Annotated in this window: 18 protein-coding genes; 4 read left to right on the forward strand and 14 right to left on the reverse strand. The window is 46.7% G+C overall.

All coding sequences use genetic code 11. The features are described from left to right. Position 1: 1 nt before the first annotated feature. Positions 2–253, forward strand: coding sequence for a DsrH/TusB family sulfur metabolism protein (locus tag IEW88_RS12285; protein ID WP_147904216.1), 252 nt, complete (start codon positions 2–4; stop codon positions 251–253). Next, positions 253–588: a TusE/DsrC/DsvC family sulfur relay protein gene (locus IEW88_RS12290; protein ID WP_147904217.1), complete on the forward strand. Its 336-nt coding sequence runs from the start codon at positions 253–255 to the stop codon at positions 586–588. The genes IEW88_RS12285 and IEW88_RS12290 overlap by 1 nt, the downstream gene beginning before the upstream one ends. 18 nt (positions 589–606) lie before the next feature. Here the strand turns inward: IEW88_RS12290 and IEW88_RS12295 are convergent, their stop codons facing one another. From IEW88_RS12295 to lrp, 7 genes are all read right to left on the reverse strand, one after another. Beyond that, complete coding sequence (locus IEW88_RS12295; RefSeq protein WP_053423514.1) at positions 607–804, reverse strand: hypothetical protein; 198 nt, start codon at positions 802–804, stop codon at positions 607–609. 62 nt (positions 805–866) lie between these two features. After that, positions 867–2,159: a serine--tRNA ligase gene (serS, locus tag IEW88_RS12300; protein WP_147904218.1), complete on the reverse strand. Its 1,293-nt coding sequence runs from the start codon at positions 2,157–2,159 to the stop codon at positions 867–869. A 5-nt stretch (positions 2,160–2,164) separates the two neighbouring features. Then, positions 2,165–2,539, reverse strand: coding sequence for a fluoride efflux transporter CrcB (gene crcB / locus IEW88_RS12305; RefSeq protein WP_053423512.1), 375 nt, complete (start codon positions 2,537–2,539; stop codon positions 2,165–2,167). Then, on the reverse strand, positions 2,539–3,864 hold the full coding sequence (locus IEW88_RS12310) for a replication-associated recombination protein A (RefSeq protein ID WP_147904219.1): 1,326 nt from the start codon (positions 3,862–3,864) through the stop codon (positions 2,539–2,541). Before IEW88_RS12310 ends, crcB begins: the two co-directional genes overlap by 1 nt. Beyond that, the gene (gene lolA / locus IEW88_RS12315) at positions 3,861–4,487 is read right to left on the reverse strand and encodes an outer membrane lipoprotein periplasmic chaperone LolA (RefSeq protein ID WP_053423510.1); all 627 of its coding nucleotides are present in this window, start codon (positions 4,485–4,487) and stop codon (positions 3,861–3,863) included. The genes IEW88_RS12310 and lolA overlap by 4 nt, the downstream gene beginning before the upstream one ends. Positions 4,488–4,498: 11 nt before the next feature. After that, positions 4,499–7,159: a DNA translocase FtsK gene (locus IEW88_RS12320; RefSeq protein WP_221411422.1), complete on the reverse strand. Its 2,661-nt coding sequence runs from the start codon at positions 7,157–7,159 to the stop codon at positions 4,499–4,501. A gap of 271 nt (positions 7,160–7,430) precedes the next feature. Continuing rightward, positions 7,431–7,916 carry a leucine-responsive transcriptional regulator Lrp gene (gene lrp, locus IEW88_RS12325; RefSeq protein ID WP_046521198.1) on the reverse strand — a complete coding sequence of 162 codons (486 nt, stop codon included), beginning with the start codon at positions 7,914–7,916 and terminating at the stop codon, positions 7,431–7,433. Positions 7,917–8,051: 135 nt separating this feature from the next. Here lrp and ald point away from each other — a divergent pair, with 135 nt between their 5' ends. Both ald and IEW88_RS12335 read left to right on the forward strand, forming a co-directional pair. Beyond that, complete coding sequence (gene ald, locus IEW88_RS12330) at positions 8,052–9,173, forward strand: alanine dehydrogenase (protein WP_147904221.1); 1,122 nt, start codon at positions 8,052–8,054, stop codon at positions 9,171–9,173. 100 nt (positions 9,174–9,273) lie between these two features. Continuing rightward, positions 9,274–9,711, forward strand: coding sequence for a DUF192 domain-containing protein (locus tag IEW88_RS12335; protein ID WP_147904222.1), 438 nt, complete (start codon positions 9,274–9,276; stop codon positions 9,709–9,711). Positions 9,712–9,747: 36 nt separating this feature from the next. Here the strand turns inward: IEW88_RS12335 and IEW88_RS12340 are convergent, their stop codons facing one another. The 7 genes from IEW88_RS12340 to IEW88_RS12370 form a co-directional block, all read right to left on the reverse strand. Further along, positions 9,748–10,008 (reverse strand): DUF2960 domain-containing protein, encoded by a 261-nt coding sequence (locus IEW88_RS12340; RefSeq protein ID WP_127023124.1) that lies wholly within the window; start codon positions 10,006–10,008, stop codon positions 9,748–9,750. Next, positions 9,986–11,164 (reverse strand): 1-acyl-sn-glycerol-3-phosphate acyltransferase, encoded by a 1,179-nt coding sequence (locus tag IEW88_RS12345; RefSeq protein WP_147904223.1) that lies wholly within the window; start codon positions 11,162–11,164, stop codon positions 9,986–9,988. The genes IEW88_RS12340 and IEW88_RS12345 overlap by 23 nt, the downstream gene beginning before the upstream one ends. 117 nt (positions 11,165–11,281) lie before the next feature. Beyond that, positions 11,282–11,800, reverse strand: coding sequence for a cell division protein ZapC domain-containing protein (locus IEW88_RS12350; protein ID WP_147904224.1), 519 nt, complete (start codon positions 11,798–11,800; stop codon positions 11,282–11,284). A 109-nt stretch (positions 11,801–11,909) separates the two neighbouring features. Further along, the gene (gene pyrD, locus IEW88_RS12355; protein ID WP_147904225.1) at positions 11,910–12,923 is read right to left on the reverse strand and encodes a quinone-dependent dihydroorotate dehydrogenase; all 1,014 of its coding nucleotides are present in this window, start codon (positions 12,921–12,923) and stop codon (positions 11,910–11,912) included. Between the two features lie 163 nt (positions 12,924–13,086). Next, complete coding sequence (locus tag IEW88_RS12360; protein WP_147904226.1) at positions 13,087–17,922, reverse strand: NAD-glutamate dehydrogenase; 4,836 nt, start codon at positions 17,920–17,922, stop codon at positions 13,087–13,089. Positions 17,923–18,160: 238 nt separating this feature from the next. Beyond that, on the reverse strand, positions 18,161–20,479 hold the full coding sequence (locus IEW88_RS12365) for an efflux RND transporter permease subunit (RefSeq protein ID WP_147904227.1): 2,319 nt from the start codon (positions 20,477–20,479) through the stop codon (positions 18,161–18,163). Between the two features lies 1 nt (position 20,480). Continuing rightward, positions 20,481–21,506 (reverse strand): WD40/YVTN/BNR-like repeat-containing protein, encoded by a 1,026-nt coding sequence (locus tag IEW88_RS12370; protein ID WP_147904228.1) that lies wholly within the window; start codon positions 21,504–21,506, stop codon positions 20,481–20,483. Positions 21,507–21,528 lie beyond the last annotated feature (22 nt).

Below are 21,528 nucleotides of genomic sequence, written 5' to 3' on the forward strand. Positions count from 1 at the left end.
TATGAGACTTTTTGATTTAATCAACAACCGGTTGCCTGATACACTGCATCTTGTAGGTGCTGAAGATAGAGTGTTATTAAGGCAGGAAGGCGTGTATTTAATGACAACAGGCCTGCTAAGCAACCTGCCCTGTCCTGTTTATTGTTTAGCACATGACGCCGCTGTGCGCGGTATACCTATCTCCGAACCTTTTACCGCACTTAGCGACAGCCAATGGCTGGATTTAGTGCTACAAGCGAAGCAACAATTCTAATGAACGAACTGATTTTAAATAACCAAAGCTACCCACTGGATAAACATGGTTATCTGGCTGACTTGACTTTATGGACACCACAACTGGCGGAAGAGTTTGCCCGCTTAGAACAGATCCAGATGACCGACGCGCATTGGGAGGTGGTGAATTTTGTCCGTGCTTTTTATCAGGAATACCAAACATCGCCAGCGATACGTTTATTGGTCAAAAGCATGGGAGAAAAACTGGGAGCGGACAAAGGTAATAGCAAGTATCTGTTTCTATTATTCCCTGAAGGGCCAGCTAAACAAGCCACTCGCATAGCCGGTTTACCAAAACCAGCGAAGTGTTTGTAACAAAACGATAAAGCGGCTCTATTGACCCGCTTTATACATAGACATGCCTGCTTCAAAGCTGGTCATCACTACGATAGCGATCACACCTATCAATACCAGCCAATACATCCAACGTAGCATCACCTTGATGGGGCTTTTGCGGGTTTTACGCACTACTACATGACGTGGGATAGCAGTCTTTTTTGAGCTTTCTTGTTGTTCTTTGATGAGCGACATTAGATTTACCAGGTTAAAGGAGCAGAAAAACTGCTCCTTATCATCACAATACCAAGTTCAGATTAACAGCGGATCTCTGTTTTGCCGCCCATATAAGACTGCAATACAGTCGGGATCTGAATAGAACCATCAGCTTGCTGATAATTTTCCAAAATAGCAACCAAGGTGCGACCGACGGCTAAACCAGAACCGTTTAAGGTATGCAGCAGTTCAGGCTTTTTGCCTTCGCCCGGACGGAAGCGTGCCTGCATACGACGGGCCTGGAAATCTCCCATATTTGAGCAGGAAGAAATTTCACGGTAAGTATTTTGCGCCGGTAACCAGACTTCCAAATCATAGGTTTTGGTAGAACCAAAGCCCATATCACCGGTGCACAGCAGCATAGTGCGGTACGGTAAACCTAACAGCTGCAGTACTTTTTCGGCATGACCTGTTAACTCTTCCAGCGCAGCAAAGGATTGTTCCGGATGTACTAACTGCACTAATTCCACTTTATCAAATTGGTGCTGGCGAATTAAACCCCGGGTATCACGGCCGTAAGAGCCCGCTTCGCTGCGAAAGCATGGTGTATGAGCAGTGTATTTTTGTGGTAGTTCAGACAGCTCAAAAATACAATCACGGGCTAAGTTAGTCACCGGCACTTCAGCCGTTGGGATCAACGACATGCCAACGCCTTCTTCTGTCGCAGGTTTGGTATGGAATAAATCGGCACCAAACTTTGGCAACTGGCCTGTGCCATATAAGGATGCAGCATTCACCAGATAAGGTACATACAATTCGGTATAGCCGTGCTGCTCTGTGTGCAAGTCCAGCATAAATTGCGCTAAAGCGCGGTGCAGACGGGCAATTTGGCCACGCATCACCACAAAACGAGAACCCGCAATTTTGACAGCATTTTCAAAATCCAGACCTTTATCCAAAGCCTCGCCTAACGCCACATGATCTTTTGCGTCAAAATCAAAAGACTTAGGTTCGCCCCACTGACGCACGACCACGTTACCGGTTTCATCTTTACCGGCTGGCACGGATTCATGTGGCAGGTTTGGGATAGCGCTGACAATAACATCCCACTGCGCTAATACCGCATCTAGTTTTTGTTTGGCTTCTTCCAGCTCTGCACCTAAACCATCCACTTCCGCTAACAATGGCGTGATGTCTTCACCACGGGCTTTAGCCTGGCCTATGGCTTTGGATTTGGTATTACGAGAGTTCTGTAAATCCTGAGTCGCCATTTGCAGCGCACGGCGCTGCTCTTCCAGTTGCTCAAGCGCAGCAACATCTAACTGAAAACCACGATCTGCCAAACGTTGGGCAGTCTGAGCTAATTCGGCTCTTAAAAATTTTGCATCTAACATAGTGACTACTTCATTGAGCCCAGCTTTAAACCCAGCCAGGCGAGTGTTAAACAAACCAGCACGTTCAGCACAACATTCAGGCCGGCTTTCACCAGTTCGCCTTGTTGCAGCAGTAAAACAGTGTCGAGTGAAAACGTCGAAAAGGTAGTAAAGGCACCTAAAAAACCTACGCCGATCAGAGTCTTCCACGGGTTAACCGTCAAATGTTCGGCTAAAAACAGGCCATAAAGCAGACCTAATACAAAAGACCCGAGAATATTAACCAGCAACGTAGCAAAAGGGAATGATTTACCACAAAGATGCAGGATAAATTCGCCTAAACCAAAACGGCAACAGGCCCCTAAAGCTCCGCCAATAGCCACTGCCAGATATGCCTGCATCAGCTCTGTCCTTTTGCTTGTTGGTCCAGCATGGCTAAATAGGCCATTTTGTCTTGCAACTGTTTCTCTAAACCGCGCTCAGACGGCTGATAAAACTTCATTCCGGCCATTTCAGCGGGTAAATACACTTCGCCTGCGGCATAAGCGCCGGGCTCGTTGTGCGCGTAACGATACCCTTTACCAAAACCTTGTTGTTTCGCCAGCGCTGTTGGCGCGTTACGCAAATGATCCGGCACTTCAAAGGATGGGGTTTGCTGCACATACTGCCGCATCTGGTTAAAAGCGCTATACACCGCATTGGATTTTGGCGCTAACGCCATATAGACCGCAGCCTGAGCTATAGCCCGTTCCCCTTCGGCAGGGCCAACACGGGCAAAAGTATCCCAGGCATCCAAACCAATGGTTAAAGCGCGTGGATCAGCATTGCCTATGTCTTCGCTGGCTATCGCCAACAGACGACGTGCCACATACAAAGGATCACCACCGCCTTCTAAAATACGGCAGTACCAATACAAAGCGGCGTCCGGGTTGGAGCCACGCACCGATTTATGAAAGGCAGAAATTAAATCGTAAAAAATATCGCCCTGCTGATCAAAACCCGGCAATTGCCTTGGTACTAACTGCCGGAATAAATCAGCTGTCAGTTCAGTCTTTGTAGCGCCCTGCTGCGCTGTTTCTACGGCCTGCTCAAACAGGTTTAACAGGCGCCTGGCATCGCCATCTGCCAGTTGCAGCAATAAAGATTGAGCGTCAGGGCTGATTTGGACCTCTTGGCCAGACTGCTGATAATGCGCCACAGCGCGTGCTATGACGCAAGCCAGGTCCTCTGCCGTCAGCTTTTTTAAAATGCAGACACGGGCGCGGGATAACATGGCGTTATTCAGAGCAAAGGCAGGATTTTCTGTGGTTGCACCAATAAAAATAATGGTGCCATCTTCAATATGGGGTAAAAATGCATCTTGCTGGGCTTTGTTAAAGCGGTGCACTTCATCAACAAATAACAAAGTGCGCTGATTTTGCGCTAAGCGTTGCTTGGCCGCCTGAATTTCTTCACGTATTTCTTTAACGCCAGCGGTTACAGCAGATAAACGCGCGATAGCTGCTTTGGCATAAATGGCAATTAATTCCGCCAAGGTCGTTTTGCCTGTGCCCGGAGGCCCCCATAAAATGAGTGAGGAAATACGCCCGGCTTCTATTGCTTTACGCAGCGGTGTGCCAGGCCCCAACACTTGTTGTTGCCCAACATAGTCCGATAGCTTTGTTGGCCTCAGCAGTGCAGCCAGAGGCCTGATATCGTCATGGAATTCAAAGCCGAGGTTATTCACTTGACGCGTTGATCATCCACTTCCGCTGTGGCCGGAATGGTAAACTGAAACAGTTCTGAAGCCAGAGGTGTGTTGTATTGCACCAGATTAAAATCAAAGGTGCTGTTTTGGCCATTACTGTCGATGACGATCATTTTTGATAAGGCTAAACCTGCAAATCTCAGGCTCAGTTTTTTTACTGCATTGCCTGGGTCTTTTGGTGTGATATCAAACTGCTCATCAGCACCTGTCACACTATATTGAGCCCACAACTTAGGATCGTGGGAGGTCAAAAGTACAAACGGAGTTTTCTGTACCTGCTCTTTGGCATCATAAATGCTGACCTGGTCCAGTAATTCGGCATAAAACCACAGAGTTTTGCCATCACCAATAAACAGGTTTGGCTCTGGGGTCTGAGTCTCAAAACGGAACAAAGAGGGCTGTTTCAGCGATAACATGCCCTCGCCTTGCTGAATAAGCTTATTGCTGGCATCAACGACGGTTTGATCAAAGCTGGCCTGAAAGCTGGATAAGCGCGCTAATTTTTTCTGCAAGGCCTCGGCCTGATCCGCTACAGCCATAAAGGTTGGCAGCGCCAGAGACAAAACTAAAGCCACAGCTTTTTTTCCGAAGTTTTTCTTCATATACACCTTAGTTAAAATACTTTAGGAGGTGGAGGCGCTAACACTTCACGGTTACCGTTATGGCCTGCACCACTGACAATACCACTCATTTCCATTTGTTCGACTAAACGGGCGGCGCGATTATAGCCAATACGGAAGCGTCTTTGTACACCTGAAACCGAAGCTTTACGGCTTTCTGTAACAAAAGCCACAGCCTGATCAAACAGCGGATCAGACTCTCCTTCATCGCCTTCCATCGTCTCGCCCGGTAGCAGGCTGTCTTCCGTCGGCTCGCCGTTTAAGATCTCAGAAATATAGTTAGGTTTACCACGACGTTTCCAGTCAGATACTACAGCATGCACTTCGTGGTCATCGACAAAAGCGCCATGCACCCGGGTGGGTACACCAGAGCCTGGCGGCAGATACAACATATCGCCCTGACCTAACAAACTCTCAGCACCTTGCTGATCCAATATAGTTCTGGAGTCAATTTTCGATGACACCTGAAACGCCATGCGGGTTGGAATATTGGCTTTAATCAAGCCTGTGATCACATCCACAGACGGGCGCTGAGTCGCTAAAATCAGGTGAATACCAGCAGCCCGGGCTTTTTGTGCGATGCGGGCAATCAGCTCTTCGACTTTTTTACCGACAATCATCATCATGTCAGCGAATTCGTCGATCACGACCACGATAGAAGGCAACTTCTCAAGCTCTGGCGGCATCGTCATCATATTATCGCTTGGCTTCCAAATCGGGTCACGAATGGGGGTGCCAGCGGCGATAGCATCCTGAATCTTTTGGTTATAACCTTTTAAGTTACGCACCCCAAGGGCCGACATTAGTTTGTAACGCCGTTCCATTTCGCCAACACACCAGCGCAGGCCATTGGCCGCCTCTTTCATGTCGGTAACGACTTCCGTCAGCAAATGTGGGATACCTTCATAGACTGACAATTCCAGCATCTTCGGGTCGATCATTAAAAAGCGCACATCTTCAGGCGTGGATTTATACAGCAAACTACAAATCATCACGTTGACGCCCACCGACTTACCAGAACCCGTGGTACCCGCGACCAGCAAGTGCGGCATACGGCCTAAATCGGCCACTACAGATTTACCTGCAATGTCTTTACCGAGCACCATAGTTAAAGGTGATTTTGATTGGATAAAAACTTCATCACCTATCACTTCCGATAAACGCACTATTTCACGGAACTGGTTCGGCAGCTCTAAACCTATATAGGATTTACCAGGAATAACCTCTACTACCCGCACGCTGATAGCAGATAATGAACGGGCTAAGTCTTTGGATAAACCGGTGATCTTACTGACCTTGACACCAGGAGCTAAATCCAGCTCAAACCGAGTGACAACGGGGCCTGGCAATACAGCCACGACTTTGGCTTCCACGCCAAAATCCAACAACTTGGTTTCCACTAACCGGGACACCCGCTCCAAATCGGCTGGATCTATAGGATTCGTAGCTTTATCGGGTCTGTCTAATAAAGCTAACGAAGGTAAATCATCCGGGCTGAATGATGCAGCAACAGGAGTGTCATCCTCCTCGTCTTCTTCTATTACCACGGGCGCGACTACGACCTGCCGTTCGACCTCGGCAAAACTCTGTTCCAGATGCTGCAGCTGCTCTGGGTAATAACCATCATCCACAGCGGAGAACGTTAAGTCATCATCAGCCAGGGTATCGACACTAACAAAAGCCACAGCTTCAGTTTTTTCATCCAAAGGCGCAAAAGGTAAAGGCTCGACCCGGTCATTCGGCTGGAAGTACGCACGGCTTTGTTGCGTTTGAACCTCCTCAATCTCGGGTAACGGAATTTGCTCTTCTTCAGGCGCGATAAAAGCAGACTGTACAACCTCATCACGACCAGAATTTAAGCGGATCACTTCTGGCGCTGGCTCTGAGTCTGTCGCAGCAAGGTTCAACCTTGTTGCTGTTGTATCGACTGCAATTTCTGGTTCCCGGCGTTGTACAGGCACAGTGGATTCAGTCTGAAAAGACAGAGGAGATGAAGCTTTGGTTGCAGAACGTTCTGCCAGATACTGGCCTAAACGGGTTGGTGCCTGATACAAAGCTATCAAGGCGCGCACAGTTAAGGCCCCCAACTCATCCGCTACTGTGACCCAGGAAATGCCTGTCGCCAGAGTTAAGCCAGTAGATAAACCGCACAGCAGCAGTAAAATGGTGCCGATGAAATTAAAGTTTGGCATCAGCATAGAGGCAACCACATCGCCCACTACACCACCGGATGAAAAATAGAAAATATCATTAAAATTAATGCTGCTAATAGCACTGGCACAAAGAATGGTTAAAACCAAACCAATCAGACGCAACCCCAAAATAAGGTAATCCATCTCCATTAAGGCTTTAGCGCGGCGGGTTAACAAATAACCGGCAAAAGCCACCAATGGCGGCACTAAATAAGCAATCCAGCCAAAAGTAAATAACAGAATATCGGCAATCCAGGCACCTTTGGGACCAGCATAATTGTGAACAACGGTTTGGTAACCTGCCTGAGACCAACTTGGATCAGCCGGGTCGAATGACATTAAAGCCAATAACATAAAGGCAGCAAATCCAAAGCTGAGGATTAATCCCACTTCAGATAAGCGCTGCATTCCGTTTAAAGAAAACAATAGTTTGGCTCGCAACCGTCTGGCTTCACTCAACACAACAAGTCCCATTTATTCTAAGAATTCTACCTAGTTAAGATACCAGAGAGACAACTCTGATGCACCCCTTTATAGCCGCATAACCTGAAGCCATAACCTTATTGACCATATCTTCAGCGACAAAAGTCTGTATAAACTTTAATGCCTGAACACTGGCTGTACAAAACCCCTTCGTCCTTGCTGCCATAGCGTCGTTGACTGCCTGACTTTAATAAAAGAGGCTCGCCCCAGTCACATAGGGACAACTATGCTCTATGTAAGAACACATCCATCAATTGACCGCCACAAAGGTCGTTTGTTTCACTTCTTCCATCACCACGTAAGTCCGGCTTTCGCGTACGCTGGGTAAACGTAATAAGGTTTCCCCTAACAACTCGCGATAAGCGGCCATATTGGCCACCCGGGTTTTCAATAAAAAGTCGAAACTGCCGGAGACTAAATGACATTCCTGTATTTCATGCAGCTTCTGCACAGCTTTACTGAACTCATCAAAATCTTCAGGTGAGGTTTTACTTAAAGTAATCTCCACAAAAACCAGTAACGCGGAACCTACTTTATTTGGGTCAACCTGCGCTGTGTAGCCCAGTATATAACCCTCGGCCTCCAGTTTACGCACCCGCTCCAGACAAGGAGTGGCACTGAGCCCTACCCTTTTCGCCAATTCAACATTGGCAATACGACCGTCGTGCTGTAGTTCAGTCAGGATTTTGCGGTCAATTCGGTCTAGTTTTTTAACACTTTTACTGGTTTCGTACATAGCAGATAAAAATTTCACATTTCAATTTATAGCAGGATTTATAACTGTGATTCATCAAAAAAACAACAGGTAAAACTACAAATCAGTAACTATACTAGGCAAAAATTTTACCCAACCCTACACAGGCGGAATATCATGATTATTGGCGTACCTAAAGAGATTAAAAACCACGAATACCGCGTCGGTATGACCCCTGCCAGCGTGCGTGAGCTGACAGCTCTTGGTCACACTGTTTTTGTTGAACACAATGCAGGTAGCGGCATTGGTTTTGGTGACGATGCCTATCAGGCTGCTGGTGCCACAGTATTAACTACTGCTGCTGAAGTCTTCGCTAAAGCAGAGATGATTGTCAAAGTAAAAGAGCCTCAGGCTGTTGAACGCGCTATGCTGCGTGAAGGCCAAATTCTGTTCACTTACCTGCACTTAGCACCGGATCTGCCACAAACTGAAGACCTGATCAAATCAAAAGCTATTTGTATCGCGTACGAAACAGTGACAGACAACCGCGGTGGCTTGCCTTTATTAGCGCCTATGTCTGAAGTGGCTGGCCGCATGTCTATTCAGGCTGGTGCCCGTGCTTTAGAGAAATCATGCGCTGGTCGCGGTATGTTATTAGGCGGCGTGCCTGGTGTTGAACCTGCCAAAGTCGTGATTATCGGTGGCGGCATGGTCGGTACCAACGCAGCTCAGATGGCTGTTGGTATGGGTGCTGATGTAGTCGTTCTGGACCGCAGCGTAGACGTATTACGTCGTATCGATGCTCAGTTCAATGGCGCAGTGAAAACTGTGTACTCCACTGTCGATGCGCTGGAAAAACATGTGTTATCTGCTGACTTAGTTATTGGTGGTGTGTTAATTCCAGGTGCTGCAGCTCCTAAGCTGGTGACTGCAGATCATATCAAACGTATGAAGCCAGGTTCAGCCATTGTTGACGTGGCGATTGACCAAGGCGGTTGTGTCGAGACGTCTAAAGCCACCACTCACGCTGATCCAACCTACATTGTGGATGACGTTGTGCACTACTGCGTGGCCAACATGCCAGGCGCAGTACCACTGACGTCTACTTTTGCACTGAACAACGCCACTCTGCCATTTATCATCCGTTTAGCCAACAAAGGCTACAAACAGGCACTGCTGGACGATGCGCACCTGTTAAATGGTTTAAACGTGATCAATGGTCATGTGGTAAACAAACACGTTGCAGACGCTTTGAACCTGCCATTTGTTGAGCCTAAACAGGCTTTAGCTGCACTGTAATTTTACAGCGAAGAATAATCAGGGTGGCCTTTGGGTCACCCTTTTTTTTTACTGAGAATTCCGTTAGTCTTCAGGCTTTATTCTTTGTGGTCACTGAGTTATGAATTATTTGCTATCTGCACTTCTTGCTTTGAGTTTTTCTGTTACTGCTGTTGAGACCATTGAACAGATCAATTTCGAAAAAGAATGGATCAAAGTAGGACACGTTCAATTTCAAACCGAACTGGCTCTGACCCCAGAACAGCGCGCCCGTGGTCTGATGTATCGCGATAGCGCAGAAAACGGCATGTTATTCGTGTACGATGAAGCCCGAGTGCTGTCGTTCTGGATGCGTAACACCAAAGTGCCCTTAGATATAGCCTATATCAAAGCTGACTGGACTATAGAGCCGGTACAGTTTTTGTATCCTTACGATGAAAAAGGCAAAGCTTCACTAGGGCCAGTAATAGGCGCTTTGGAGATGCCGCAAGGCTGGTTTAAGGCCCAAGGGTTAGCGGCAGGTACAAAGATTATCCGTTGTGGTAAGAAGTGTGAGTGAGAGCAACTGCTGATGACACCCTAAAGAGCCATAGACTCAGAGATTAAAAGGTTCCTGATCATCCCGCAGCAGCAGAATTTCGCTAAAACCCATCTTTACAAAAGCGTTTTTGCGATAGTCTTTGAGCGCACCTGTGCCTTTGGCTGTCATCGCCACTTGCTGCTCCATCTTGCGAAATGCGGTTAAGTCTATGCCTTCGGCTGCAGCTACAGCTTCGAAGCTATCGGCGTATTTGTCGTAGCTGAATGGAATTTTTTTCCACTCCCCTTTGTATTTATAACTGATATGCCGTGCCATCTTCCAGCTCCTTATGTTGTGTAGACTGCTGTTCTTGCTGAGCTAAGGTCTGCTGTTGTTTCAGCGCTGGTGCCGCATACATTTGCTCTACATAAGGGCGTAGCTCTTCAGGCAAAGACGCCATTTTGGTTTGATACCACAGGCCTTCTTCTCCAGGGTCCAGCTCCATATCCATTTGCGCTGCTAAATAATTGACCGGATATAAACGATAGCCAGCCCAGATCTGCCGATCTATTTCCGCCGCTAGCATTTGAGGGTCCTGGAAAGTGGTCTGAATAGCTTCACCAAAATGCACATGCACCCGGCCTTTTTGGCCCACTATGCCCTGCACTATGCTTTGGATATCTTCCATCTCCGACTTTTTGTATTCACCTGTACTTGCTAATTGATGCAGCTCGTTGGCTTTAGCCCGATCCAGCGGGTCAAATTCATAGGATAAACACACTGGCACAATATTTAGCGACTGCATATAAGTCGCAAAATCCAGACCCCGTTTTTTCCCTTCGATATAAAACATTTTTAAGATAGCTTCATCGGTTTGATCAAGGCCATCTTTAGCCCGGCCCTCTTTTTGCGCTATCCAGATCGAATGGCCTGTTTCGAGTGAGTCTTTGATATACGCCGACAAATGCCCCAAGGCTTTGAGCATCTCGCGTGGGGCTTTGATCGAACGTTTGACGATAAAACTTTTATTAAGCTTCATCAGTTCTGTAGCACAAGGCATTTTCAGCAGGTTATCGCCAATAGCAATACGTACAGTGTCCATGCCTTTTTGATGTAAACACCAATTGACCAGCGCCGGATCCATAGCGATATCTCTGTGATTCGAGATAAATAAATAGGATTGTTTTGGATCCAGATGTTCAAGACCACTGACGCTGACGCCAGCAGAGCTGTTGTGCAGACTTTGCTGCAAAAAGTCCGCCACCATATGCTGCACATCAGACACGGTGCGCAAACCTTTGGCTTTACGCGCCAGTAACCAACGCAGTACAGGGGTAAACAAATAGCGGATAGTTTTAGGCCAGCTGGCCAGGCGGTAATTTAAAATGGCATGCAAAAAATCGGCGTCGTCTAATAAACGACGAATCGCATCCGGTACTTCATGGTCAAAATAAGGGCGAATATCCTTGAACGGATCCGTTTGATTTGGCACAGCTTTTAAATCCCAGCTTGAAAATGTGCCCTATTCTACCTGTTGCCTGAAGGATCACCAGTCTAATCTGGCCCGATCTCTTGAGAGTTGTTTATTTATTATGCAATTTTCTTTACATCAAGCAGTCAGGGCATAAAGTGGTGCAAATTGCAGCGGCATCAGGCGGTTTTGTTGCACCCGCACTAACTGACCGGCCGATAATTGCTTACCATTTAATAGCTCCATAGGCTCCAGCAACAGACAATCCACCATAGGATCGGCTTTCGCAACTAGCAGCACTTTTGCACGGCTTAAACCCTCTAGTTTGGCGATACTCATTAAGTGGCTACTGCATTCTATGCTGGAGAAATTAAACAGGTGACTTTTTTGTACCGGAGCTTTGACAAAATTTAAAGCAGCAACAGCGCGCGCTGCGACTGTCAGTAGCTCACTGTCAGGCAATAGACCTTCCAGTGCTTCGGCAAAATCCATCAACAGCTGAGCTTGCTCCATACACAAACTTTGCTGTTCTGGTTTTGACAGCAGCTCTTTGGCACTGAAGGCAGTTTGAATATGATGGCTGTTTGATAACTGTAACAGCAAACGGTCTTGCTCGTCGCAATACTGCCAGCACCAGTCAGGGCATAAAGACAACATAATCAATCCTTATGAATTCAAGATGTTGCCTTTCTACACCTGTTTGTAAGCCCTGTTAAAGATTATTTTGGACTAAATATCAGGGATCCAAAATTGATCGGCATATGAGTTATTTCAGGCTCTCGACGATCTCTTTGATCAAGCTTGGGCCCTGATAAATAAAGTTGGAATAGATCTGGACCAGATTGGCACCAGCATCCATTTTATCCTGTGCTGCTTTGGCAGAGTCTATGCCACCGACCCCAATAATTGGCATCTTTGGACCAAGAGCTGCACGGAACTGCCGAATAATTTCGGTACTTTTTTGTTGCACAGGCAATCCACTCAAACCACCCATTTCATTGCCATATTTCAGATGTTGCACCGCACTTTTATCCAGAGTGGTGTTGGTGGCTATGACACCATCCATTTTGCTACGCAGCAAAGTTTCCGCCACTTGCTGCACTGCTACTTCGTCCATATCAGGCGCAATTTTGACAAAAACTGGCACATATTTATCTTGCTGTGCCTGCAGATCCAATTGCTCGTTTTTTACCGCCTGCAGCAAATCAAATAAGGCATCGCCAAATTGCAGGTCCCGCAAACCCGGTGTATTGGGTGAGGAAATATTTACTGTAATGTAACTGGCATGCGCATACACCTTACGCATACATTCAATGTAATCGTCTTTACCCTGCTCGTTCGGTGTGTCTTTGTTTTTGCCGATATTGATACCCAGCACGCCTTTGTAGCTGGACTTTTTAACGTTCTCCACCAGGTAATCCACGCCTTTATTATTAAAACCCATACGATTAATAATGGCGCTCGCTTCAGGTAAACGGAATAAGCGGGGTTTATCATTTCCAGCCTGAGGACGTGGCGTAACAGTACCTACTTCAATAAAACCAAAACCCATCTGACCAAAAGCATCAATGCAATCAGCGTTTTTATCTAAACCCGCCGCCAAACCCACAGGATTATCAAAATGAATACCTGCAACAGTCACTGGCTTTTTCGGTAAATCCTGGCGCCACAGCAAGGATGCCGGGGTATTTTTCAAATGCTTTAAGCTGCCAAGGGCCAGGTGATGTGAAAACTCAGCATCAGTACAAAACATCAAAGAACGCGCCAGTGAATAGAACATAACAACCTGCTTTTAATAATGAATAGTTAGAAACTCTCTGCAAAAAATCGTCTGGAACGATTTTTAACAGCTTTAGCTGGCCCGAAGGGTGCTCTGCAGGATAGCAGAGCATAAAAAAGCACCGGCTCTTTTCAGAGCCGGTGTATTCTAGCTGGAAGCTGAATTATTTCACAGGGTCACAGTGATGACTGAGTAACATCAACTCACGCAATGCCACTGAGAATTTGGCAAACTCATGGCTCTTCGTGGTTTTGAACTCAGCCAGCATTTGACGCCAGCGCGCCAGTACCGGCTCATGCTCAGTGATCCAGCTGCCGATGACCGCTTCTGCATCACAAGCACCACCACAACCACGAACGACCACTGCAGACAAGGCACGTTGTTGCCAATCCAGCTCTTCACGGTACGAAGCACGAGCCAGCGCCTGCCAATGGTTCGCTACCGGTTGTTGAGTAATTTGCTCCAGGAACCAGTGCAGATCTAACCGATCGCCCAATTTGAAGTAAATTTCCGCTGTTAACAGCAGAGAGTTTTTCTCTGCATCTGCCACCTGAGCAATATCCATCACAGAGAAGCAGGTACTCAGCTGAGCCAAATAACGAGCGACATCTGCAGGTACGCCTTGTTCAATGAAGCTTTGCTCATTGGCGGCAAGTTGTTCAGCTTCGCCCGGAGCCAGTAATTTTTGCAGGTTATTGCTGATTTCAACAAAAGCAGGTTTGAAGAAATCTATCGTCTGCTGAATATCCAGCGCCTTGTTACGATGACGTAAGAACCAGCGTGTCGTACGGCGCATAGTGCGGCGCAACTGGTGGAATAACTTGATCTGCAGCTCTGCAGGGATCACGTTATCCAACTCTTCCAGCTTGTTCCATACCGTCTCCACATCAAACAGATCGCGGGCTATGGTGTAACACACCGCCACTTCAGCAATAGAAGAACCTGTTTCTTCCATCATACGCTGGGCGAAGTTAGCGCCCATGTCGTTGACAATAAGGTTAGCCAGTTTGGTGGCAATGATCTCAGCCTTTAACGGGTGAGTTTCCATCTCTTTGGCATAACTTTGTTGCAGCACTTTCGGGAAAGCTGTAAACAGATGACGTTTAAAGTAACTGTTTTCATAAATTTCAGGCAACACCAGCCACTCTTTCATCACCATCTTGCCATAAGCGGTCAGAATGGCAAGCTCAGGACGGGTTAACCCCTGACCTTTAGCTGTACGTTCAGCCAAGGCGTCATCTGAAGGTAAAAACTCCAGTTCGCGGTTTAACTTACCGTCTTTTTCCAGCGAATGAATAAAGCGGGTGTATTCCTTCATCTGTTCTGCGCCCAGCACAGAAGAGACAGAAATACTTTGGGTCTGGCGGTAACAATCGTTGATTACTATATCTGCCACATCACTGGTCATAGCCGCTAACAGCTCGTTACGCTGCTTCAGCGTCATATCACCGCTGGCAACCAGGGCGTTTAACAGAATTTTGATGTTCACTTCGTTATCTGAACAGTCCACACCACCGACGTTATCGATAAAGTCGGTGTTGATGCGGCCACCGTTGGCTGCATATTCAATACGGCCACGTTGAGTAGTACCTAAGTTACCACCCTCACCTATGATTTTAGCTTTAACGTCTTTACCGTTAACACGCAAAGCTTCAGAACCACGGTCACCGACTTCTGCATGAGTTTCATCTGTGGCTTTGACGTACGTGCCGATACCACCGTTCCAGATCAGATCCACATCCATCATCAGAGCCGCACGAATAAATTCGTTAGGTGTCAGGCTGACTGCATTAGTGCCTAACATCTGCTGCATTTGTGCTGTCAGTTTGATCGATTTCGCACTACGCAGGAATACACCACCGCCCTCTGAGATCAGTGACTTATCAAAGTCATCCCAGGTTGAGGTGGGCAGATTAAACATACGCTCACGTTCAACAAAGGTCTTAGCTGCATCCGGATTCGGGTCAACAAAAATATGCATGTGGTTGAATGCAACCTGCAGACGAATATGTTTGGATAACAGCATGCCGTTACCAAACACATCACCGGCCATATCGCCTATACCGACACAGGTGAAATCTGTGGTCTGACAGTCAATGCCTACTTCACGGAAGTGACGTTTCACTGACTCCCAACCGCCACGGGCAGTGATCCCCATGCCTTTATGGTCATAACCGTTTGAACCACCTGAAGCAAAAGCATCACCCAACCAGTGGTTGTATTCCAGTGAAATGCTGTTGGCAATATCAGAGAAAGTCGCCGTGCCTTTATCAGCAGCCACCACCAGATACGGGTCATCTTCGTCTAAACGCACCACTTGTTTTGGTGGCACAATCTGGCCTTGCAAAATATTATCAGTCACATCCAGTAAACCGCGGATAAAAGTGCGGTAACAAGCTTTACCTTCGTTTAACCAGGCTTCACGACCACCGGTTTCTGGCAGCTTCTTACAAACGAAACCACCTTTGGCGCCCACAGGCACGATCACCGTGTTTTTCACTTGTTGTGCTTTCACCAGCCCCAGAACTTCGGTGCGGAAATCTTCACGACGATCGGACCAACGCAGACCACCCCGTGCCACTTTACCGAAACGTAAATGCACCCCTTCTACTTTAGGTGAATACACAAAAATTTCGAAGAAAGGCAGTGGCAGCGGCATATCCGGGATCATAGCCGGACGCACTTTAAAGGAAATATAAGGTTTGTCGCTGCCATCTTCCGCTTGCTGGAAGTAGTTGGTGCGCACAATGGCCTGAATGATAGCGAGGAAACGACGGATAATACGGTCATCATCCAGGTTCGCTACGTTTTCCAGTTGCGCCAGGATTTCTGTATGCAGAGTCTCAGCATCGGCCTGATTGGTGTTCTCCAATGCAAACTTGGCATTAAAGAGTTTCACCAGCAGATTCGCCAATAGCGGATAACGACCAAAAGTCGATTCAACGTAAGCCTGACTGAAAGTCCCGCCGATTTGGCGTTTATATTTAGCAAAAGCACGTAATAACGAAGCTTCGCGGCCTGTTAAACCAGCGCCTAAAATTAAACGGTTAAAACCATCGTCTTCCAGATCGCCTTTCCATACTTTGGCAAAAGAGTCCTGAAATGACAGCTGAGCCTGTTCAAAGTCAGCTGGCATAGTGCCGTTAACTTCCATCGCGAAGTTTAAGATCCAGCTGACAGAACCATCAGGGCAACGCACGGCATAAGGGGTTTCACCAATCACACGTAAACCGAAGTTTTCCAGTATTGGCAGCACATCGGATAGATAAATCGGATGATCTTTATGGAACAGGTTTAAACGCACCGCTTTGCTATCGTTGCGGTCTTCCTGCGGACGATAAAACAGCATGTCCAGGCGATGTTCATCGTTCAGTGATTCAATCTTTTCAATGTCGACCAGCGCATCGTTAGGTAACATTTCATCTTTGTACGATGAAGGGAAAGCCGTTAAATACTTGCGGGCCAACTCACGGCCACGGGCTTCGCCATAATGGCCAACCAGCGCAGCTTCCAGCTTATCTTCCCAGGTGCGGGCCGCTTCTACTAGATTACGTTCAATTTCTTTCACATTAAACTCGATATTGTTATCGTTGATACGAACGAAATAATGGGTACGAGCCAACACAGATTCAGAGAAGTAAGTGGTAAATTCCACAGCTTCAGTGCTGCCCAGCGACTGAGCTAAAATCTGTTGCGTATCTTTACGCAGCTGAGTGTTGTAGCGTTCACGCGGCACATAGACCATAGCAGAGACAAAACGTCCAAAGGCGTCTTTGCGCACGAACAGACGGGTCATATCACGTTCCTGCATTTGCAGTACGCCAGTTGATACATCCAGCAGCTCATCTGTCGTGGCCTGAATTAACTCATCCCGTGGGTAAGTTTCCAGAATATTTAATAGGGCTTTGTAGGCATGAGTACCGTGGGCAAAACCAGATTTTGCCATCACTTTAGCTAACTTGGTTTTCAGCAATGGAATATCAGCCGCACTGTTGTTGTACAACGAAGAGGAGTACAAACCAATAAAGCGGTCTTCACCGATCACATGGCCTTTGTCGTCAAAACGTTTAATACCGACATAGTCGATATAAGCCGGACGATGCACACGGGATTTATTATTAGTTTTGGTCAGGATCAGCAACGACGAACTTAATGCCTGCTTGCGCGCCTGTTCAGGTAAATCAGATAACATTAAATCGCGCGAGGTAGAACGGCGCATTAAACCTAAAGCGCTGTCGTTCACCCCTTCAATTTTATGATCGCCTTCTACCGCTTTGATGCGGTACTCACGATAACCCAACAAAGTGAAGTTATCTTTAGCCATCCAGTTTAAAAATTCTGTGGCTTGCTCCAATTCAGTTGAATTGATAGACCCTGCTTGTTTTGGTAAGTCAGCAATAACCTGCAGCAGTTTAGCCCGGGTTGGTTTCCAGTCCTGCACAGCCAAAGACACATCTTCCATCACAGATTGCAATTCAGAGGTTAAGGCCTCTACTGCAGCTTTATCCGTCATGCGGTCAATTTCGATATGGAACACGGTTTGTTCCGTACTGGCTTGCTCCACAGTACCCAGCTTAAAAAAGTCCGTGATGTCGTTTTTATCGTTACGGAGCGTTTGCAGTGGGTAATGCAATAACAGATGGGCGGTAATAGATTGGCGGCTTAATGCCATCCGGACTGAGTCGACTAAAAACGGGCTGTCTTTTACCACTATTTCAACAATAGTGTGTTTAGATTCCCAACCGTGTTTAGCGATCTCTGGGTTAAATACGCGAATTAAGGCCTTAGCATCGGTATGCCCATTAAAGCTTTGCCATAAGCTAAGGGCAGCGCCATATAAATCGCTGTCGTTGCGGCCAAACAAATCTTCGTGGGACATATTGCCATACAGAGTGTGGGCAAATTTTTCGACCAGTTCGACCTGATCTTTGACTTTAGAACGAATAAGCTTACTTACATTTTGTAGTAGTACAGAAGGTTGACCGTCTATCAGTGCCATTTTTGTATCCTTTTTTGAAACCTTTGTCTGCAAAGACTTGGTTTACTTACATACAGAGCGTGTCAGGTGCGAAGTTTATTGAGTATTGGCGGGCTTTTCGAGCTTTATTTATGTCTTTGTCACTGGTTGTACCAGAAGGGAGATCGATGATTTGACAAGTTATTCACCCGCTGTAAATAGAAAATGGCCTTACGGCCATTTTCTTGTTTAAACATGCAGTTATTTACATAAATAGCGACTAGTTGTTTTTTCGCCAGAAAAAGGCCGCCAGTGCGGGTAACACCAAAATAGCACCGAGCATATTTACTAAAAACATAAAGGTCAGCAGTATGCCCATATCGACCTGGAACTTCAGTGCTGAGAACACCCAGGTGCTGACGCCTATAGCTAGCGTGATACCTGTAAATAACACCGCACTCCCCGTCTCTTTTAACGCAGTGAAATACGCCTGACGCAGCGGGGTTCCATCACGCAGTAATTGCGTCATGTTCGACAGAATATAAATACCATAGTCGACCCCTATGCCAACCCCAAGCGCTATCACAGGTAAAGTCGATACGGTTAAACCAATTTCCAGTTTAGTCATCAAGGCAGTCGCCAGAATAGACACCACATAAAGCGGCACTATCACAGCCACTGTGGCTTTGATGGAACGGAAGCTGATCAAACACAGCACTATCACTGCACCATAGACATACCACATCATAGGGGTTTGGGCTGCGTCCACTGCTTCGTTAGTCGCCGCCATTACACCCACAGGACCAGAAGCTAATTTAAACTTCACTTCATCCGTGCTGAGTTCTGCACCCGCCTTTTTCGCAGCAGCCACCACAGTTTCAATAGTCTCAGCTTTGTGGTCGTTTAAGAACAGAATCACCGGCATCACAGAGCAGTCACTATTGAGTAAACCTGTGCTGGTTTCTACTCTGCTAGATGCTTGCACTAAGCTTTCTGTGGTACGCGGTAGTACTTTCCATTTGACATTGCCTTCATTAAAGGCTGCGTTGATAGATTTAGACACAGAGGCCAGCGACACGGCAGACTGCACACCAGGTACGTTCTCCATTTGCCACTGGAACTGGTCAATTCGGTTCATCACATCGTGGAAAGTACAACCATTGGCTGGAGTTTCCACCATCACATTGATGTAATCGACAGAAATAGCATAACGGTCTGTGATCAGAAAAGTATCCTGGTTATACACAGAGTCTTCATGCAGGGCCGGCGCACCCGGATGTAAATCACCAATTTTCAGGTAAGCACTTTGTTGCCACCCTAAAGCAAATAACGCCGCTGTCGCTATTAAAATAACCACAGCATACTTAGGAGTCGCAAAAGCTGACAAGTTATACCAGAACTTCTCAATACGTGGGTGTGGTGTCTGAACCTTCTGCTTGTACTTGTCGCTGAATTTCACATAAGACATCAGCACTGGCAATAAAATCAGGTTGGTCAGGATAATGATACCCACACCTAAACTGGCGGTAATGGCAAGCTCACGGATCACTCCAATCTCAATAATCAACAGTGTGATAAAACCCACAGTATCAGACAAAAGAGCAATACCACCGGGGATCAATAGCTTACGGAAGCTTGCCTGAGCCGCAGTTTTAGCATCCATACCCAAAGCTACATTTTTACCTGTCGCATTGATCATCTGGACACCATGGCTGACGCCTATCGCAAAGACCAGAAATGGCACCAGAATAGACATGGGGTCGATACCAAAACCCAATACGGTCAGCATGCCCATCTGCCAGATCACCGCAATCAGAGAACAGGCGATAGGTAACAAAGTCAGCATCACAGAACCGCTGAACAGATAAACCATTATGGCGGTAATGACGATAGCGACAGCAAAAAAAGCCAATACACCTTTAGCTCCGTCTGCCACATCACCGACCATCTTGGCAAAACCGATTATATGGACGGTCAGGTTTTCATTCTGATATTGGCCACGTACCTGCTGCTCAAGTTCGGCGGCAAATTTAATGGTGTCGAGTTTCTGTTGGGTATCAGGATCGACCTCTAACAATTGTGCTGTCACCATGGCACAGCTGAAATCGTCAGCCACCATGCGGCCTACAATACCCGCTTTTTCCACGTTAGATTTAACTACAGCCAAACCTTCAGCTGTTGGGGCAAAGTCGGCCGGGATCACCGGACCACCAGCAAAACCATCTTCGACCACTTCAACAAAACGGGTGCTGGGGCTGTACAGAGATTTCACCAGACTGCGGTCTACACCAGGCAGGTAATAAATCTGATCATGAATTTTCTTAAAAGATGCAAAAAAATCCGGGTTAAAAATATCGCCTTTGGCATCACAAACCGATACCAAAATATTATTGGCTCCCCCAAAATCTTTGGCGTGCTGCATATAGGTTTGCATATATTCATGCTGCAGCGGGATATTTTTTGTAAAAGCCGCATCCAGTTTAATTTGGCTGGCTTTGAATAATAAAAACAAAGTAGCGAGTACAAAAAGTACGATGACAGCGATACGATGACGGAATAACACCGTCTCACAGCTGGTTACTATTCGATTCAGACTCATGTTATTCCGGCTTCTTGATTGCTAAGGTTCGAATTCCAGCTTCGGTCACTAATACCAGCTGATCCTTGACTGCGACGGCATTCAAAATGGCTTTACTGTCTTGTGTTGGCATTGCACTAAAGCTGACGCCATCGTCCTGACTGACTAATAAAGTACCGGCATTCCCTGTCAGGTAAAGATGCCCTGCAGAGTCTGTCAGTACGCTATTCAATGTTGCGGTTTGAGCCAGTTGTATCTGCTGCCAGCTTTGGCCTAAATCTGTGCTTCTGAACACATGACCACGTAAACCTACGGCAATCAGGCTATTTTTTGGCGTCATCGTCAAACCAAATAAAGAACCGTTATAAAATTCCGGATGACGAGTCCAGCTTTTGCCAAAATCTGTACTGGTAGCAAAAAAACCTGCTTCACCAATCAGATACAACACATTATTGTGCTGATAAATACGGTTGAAATGTGGCAGTACCGAAGATCTTTCGTCTAGATAAGCCTCAGGGTCTGACTCCTGCAACTCTTTTAAATACTCCTGATCTTCGCTGCCCACCAACTCCAGATGAAATTCATCCAGCCAGGTTTTACCACCGTCTGTAGTGCGGTAAAACATACCATAAGCACCAAGCGCTATGCCGTTATTGGCATCAGCAAACAAAATGTCAAACAGCGGCTTATCGGTTTCAGGTTTGAATTGCTGTAACTGCCAGCTTTGCCCGCCGTCTTGTGTGGCAATGATAGTGGCATCATGCCCTACTGCCCAACCGTGTTTTTCATCCGAAAAATACACTGAGGTAAACAGGCTTTGCACTGGGGTTTGCACTTGTGTCCAGCTTGTGCTGTCTTTACTTAACAGCAAATGGCCTCGATCACCTACTGCAACATATAGCTGATCGTTCACCTGAATTAAATCTGTCAGTACAGCTTTTTCCGCCAAAGGCATCAAATAAGATGGCGTCGGCGCAACGGCTGACTCTGCCTGAATATGAGTTGTCAGCAGCAGAGCTGCGACAGAAGATAAAAGTTTAACCATCATTAGAGTTTTCACTCAGCTTCAA

The sequence above is a fragment of the Rheinheimera tangshanensis genome, from assembly GCF_014645135.1.
Taxonomy (GTDB): Bacteria; Pseudomonadota; Gammaproteobacteria; order Enterobacterales; family Alteromonadaceae; genus Pararheinheimera; species Pararheinheimera tangshanensis.

Coding starts and splice junctions, on each gene's coding strand:
- IEW88_RS12335 (WP_147904222.1), top strand. CDS start 9,274: ATGAATTATTTGCTATCTGCACTTCTTGCTTTGAGTTTTTCTGTTACT.
- IEW88_RS12350 (WP_147904224.1), bottom strand. CDS start 11,800: ATGTTGTCTTTATGCCCTGACTGGTGCTGGCAGTATTGCGACGAGCAA.
- IEW88_RS12340 (WP_127023124.1), bottom strand. CDS start 10,008: ATGGCACGGCATATCAGTTATAAATACAAAGGGGAGTGGAAAAAAATT.
- IEW88_RS12360 (WP_147904226.1), bottom strand. CDS start 17,922: ATGGCACTGATAGACGGTCAACCTTCTGTACTACTACAAAATGTAAGT.
- IEW88_RS12370 (WP_147904228.1), bottom strand. CDS start 21,506: ATGATGGTTAAACTTTTATCTTCTGTCGCAGCTCTGCTGCTGACAACT.
- pyrD (WP_147904225.1), bottom strand. CDS start 12,923: ATGTTCTATTCACTGGCGCGTTCTTTGATGTTTTGTACTGATGCTGAG.
- lolA (WP_053423510.1), bottom strand. CDS start 4,487: ATGAAGAAAAACTTCGGAAAAAAAGCTGTGGCTTTAGTTTTGTCTCTG.
- IEW88_RS12365 (WP_147904227.1), bottom strand. CDS start 20,479: ATGAGTCTGAATCGAATAGTAACCAGCTGTGAGACGGTGTTATTCCGT.
- ald (WP_147904221.1), top strand. CDS start 8,052: ATGATTATTGGCGTACCTAAAGAGATTAAAAACCACGAATACCGCGTC.
- IEW88_RS12285 (WP_147904216.1), top strand. CDS start 2: ATGAGACTTTTTGATTTAATCAACAACCGGTTGCCTGATACACTGCAT.
- crcB (WP_053423512.1), bottom strand. CDS start 2,539: ATGCAGGCATATCTGGCAGTGGCTATTGGCGGAGCTTTAGGGGCCTGT.
- lrp (WP_046521198.1), bottom strand. CDS start 7,916: ATGTACGAAACCAGTAAAAGTGTTAAAAAACTAGACCGAATTGACCGC.
- IEW88_RS12290 (WP_147904217.1), top strand. CDS start 253: ATGAACGAACTGATTTTAAATAACCAAAGCTACCCACTGGATAAACAT.
- serS (WP_147904218.1), bottom strand. CDS start 2,159: ATGTTAGATGCAAAATTTTTAAGAGCCGAATTAGCTCAGACTGCCCAA.
- IEW88_RS12295 (WP_053423514.1), bottom strand. CDS start 804: ATGTCGCTCATCAAAGAACAACAAGAAAGCTCAAAAAAGACTGCTATC.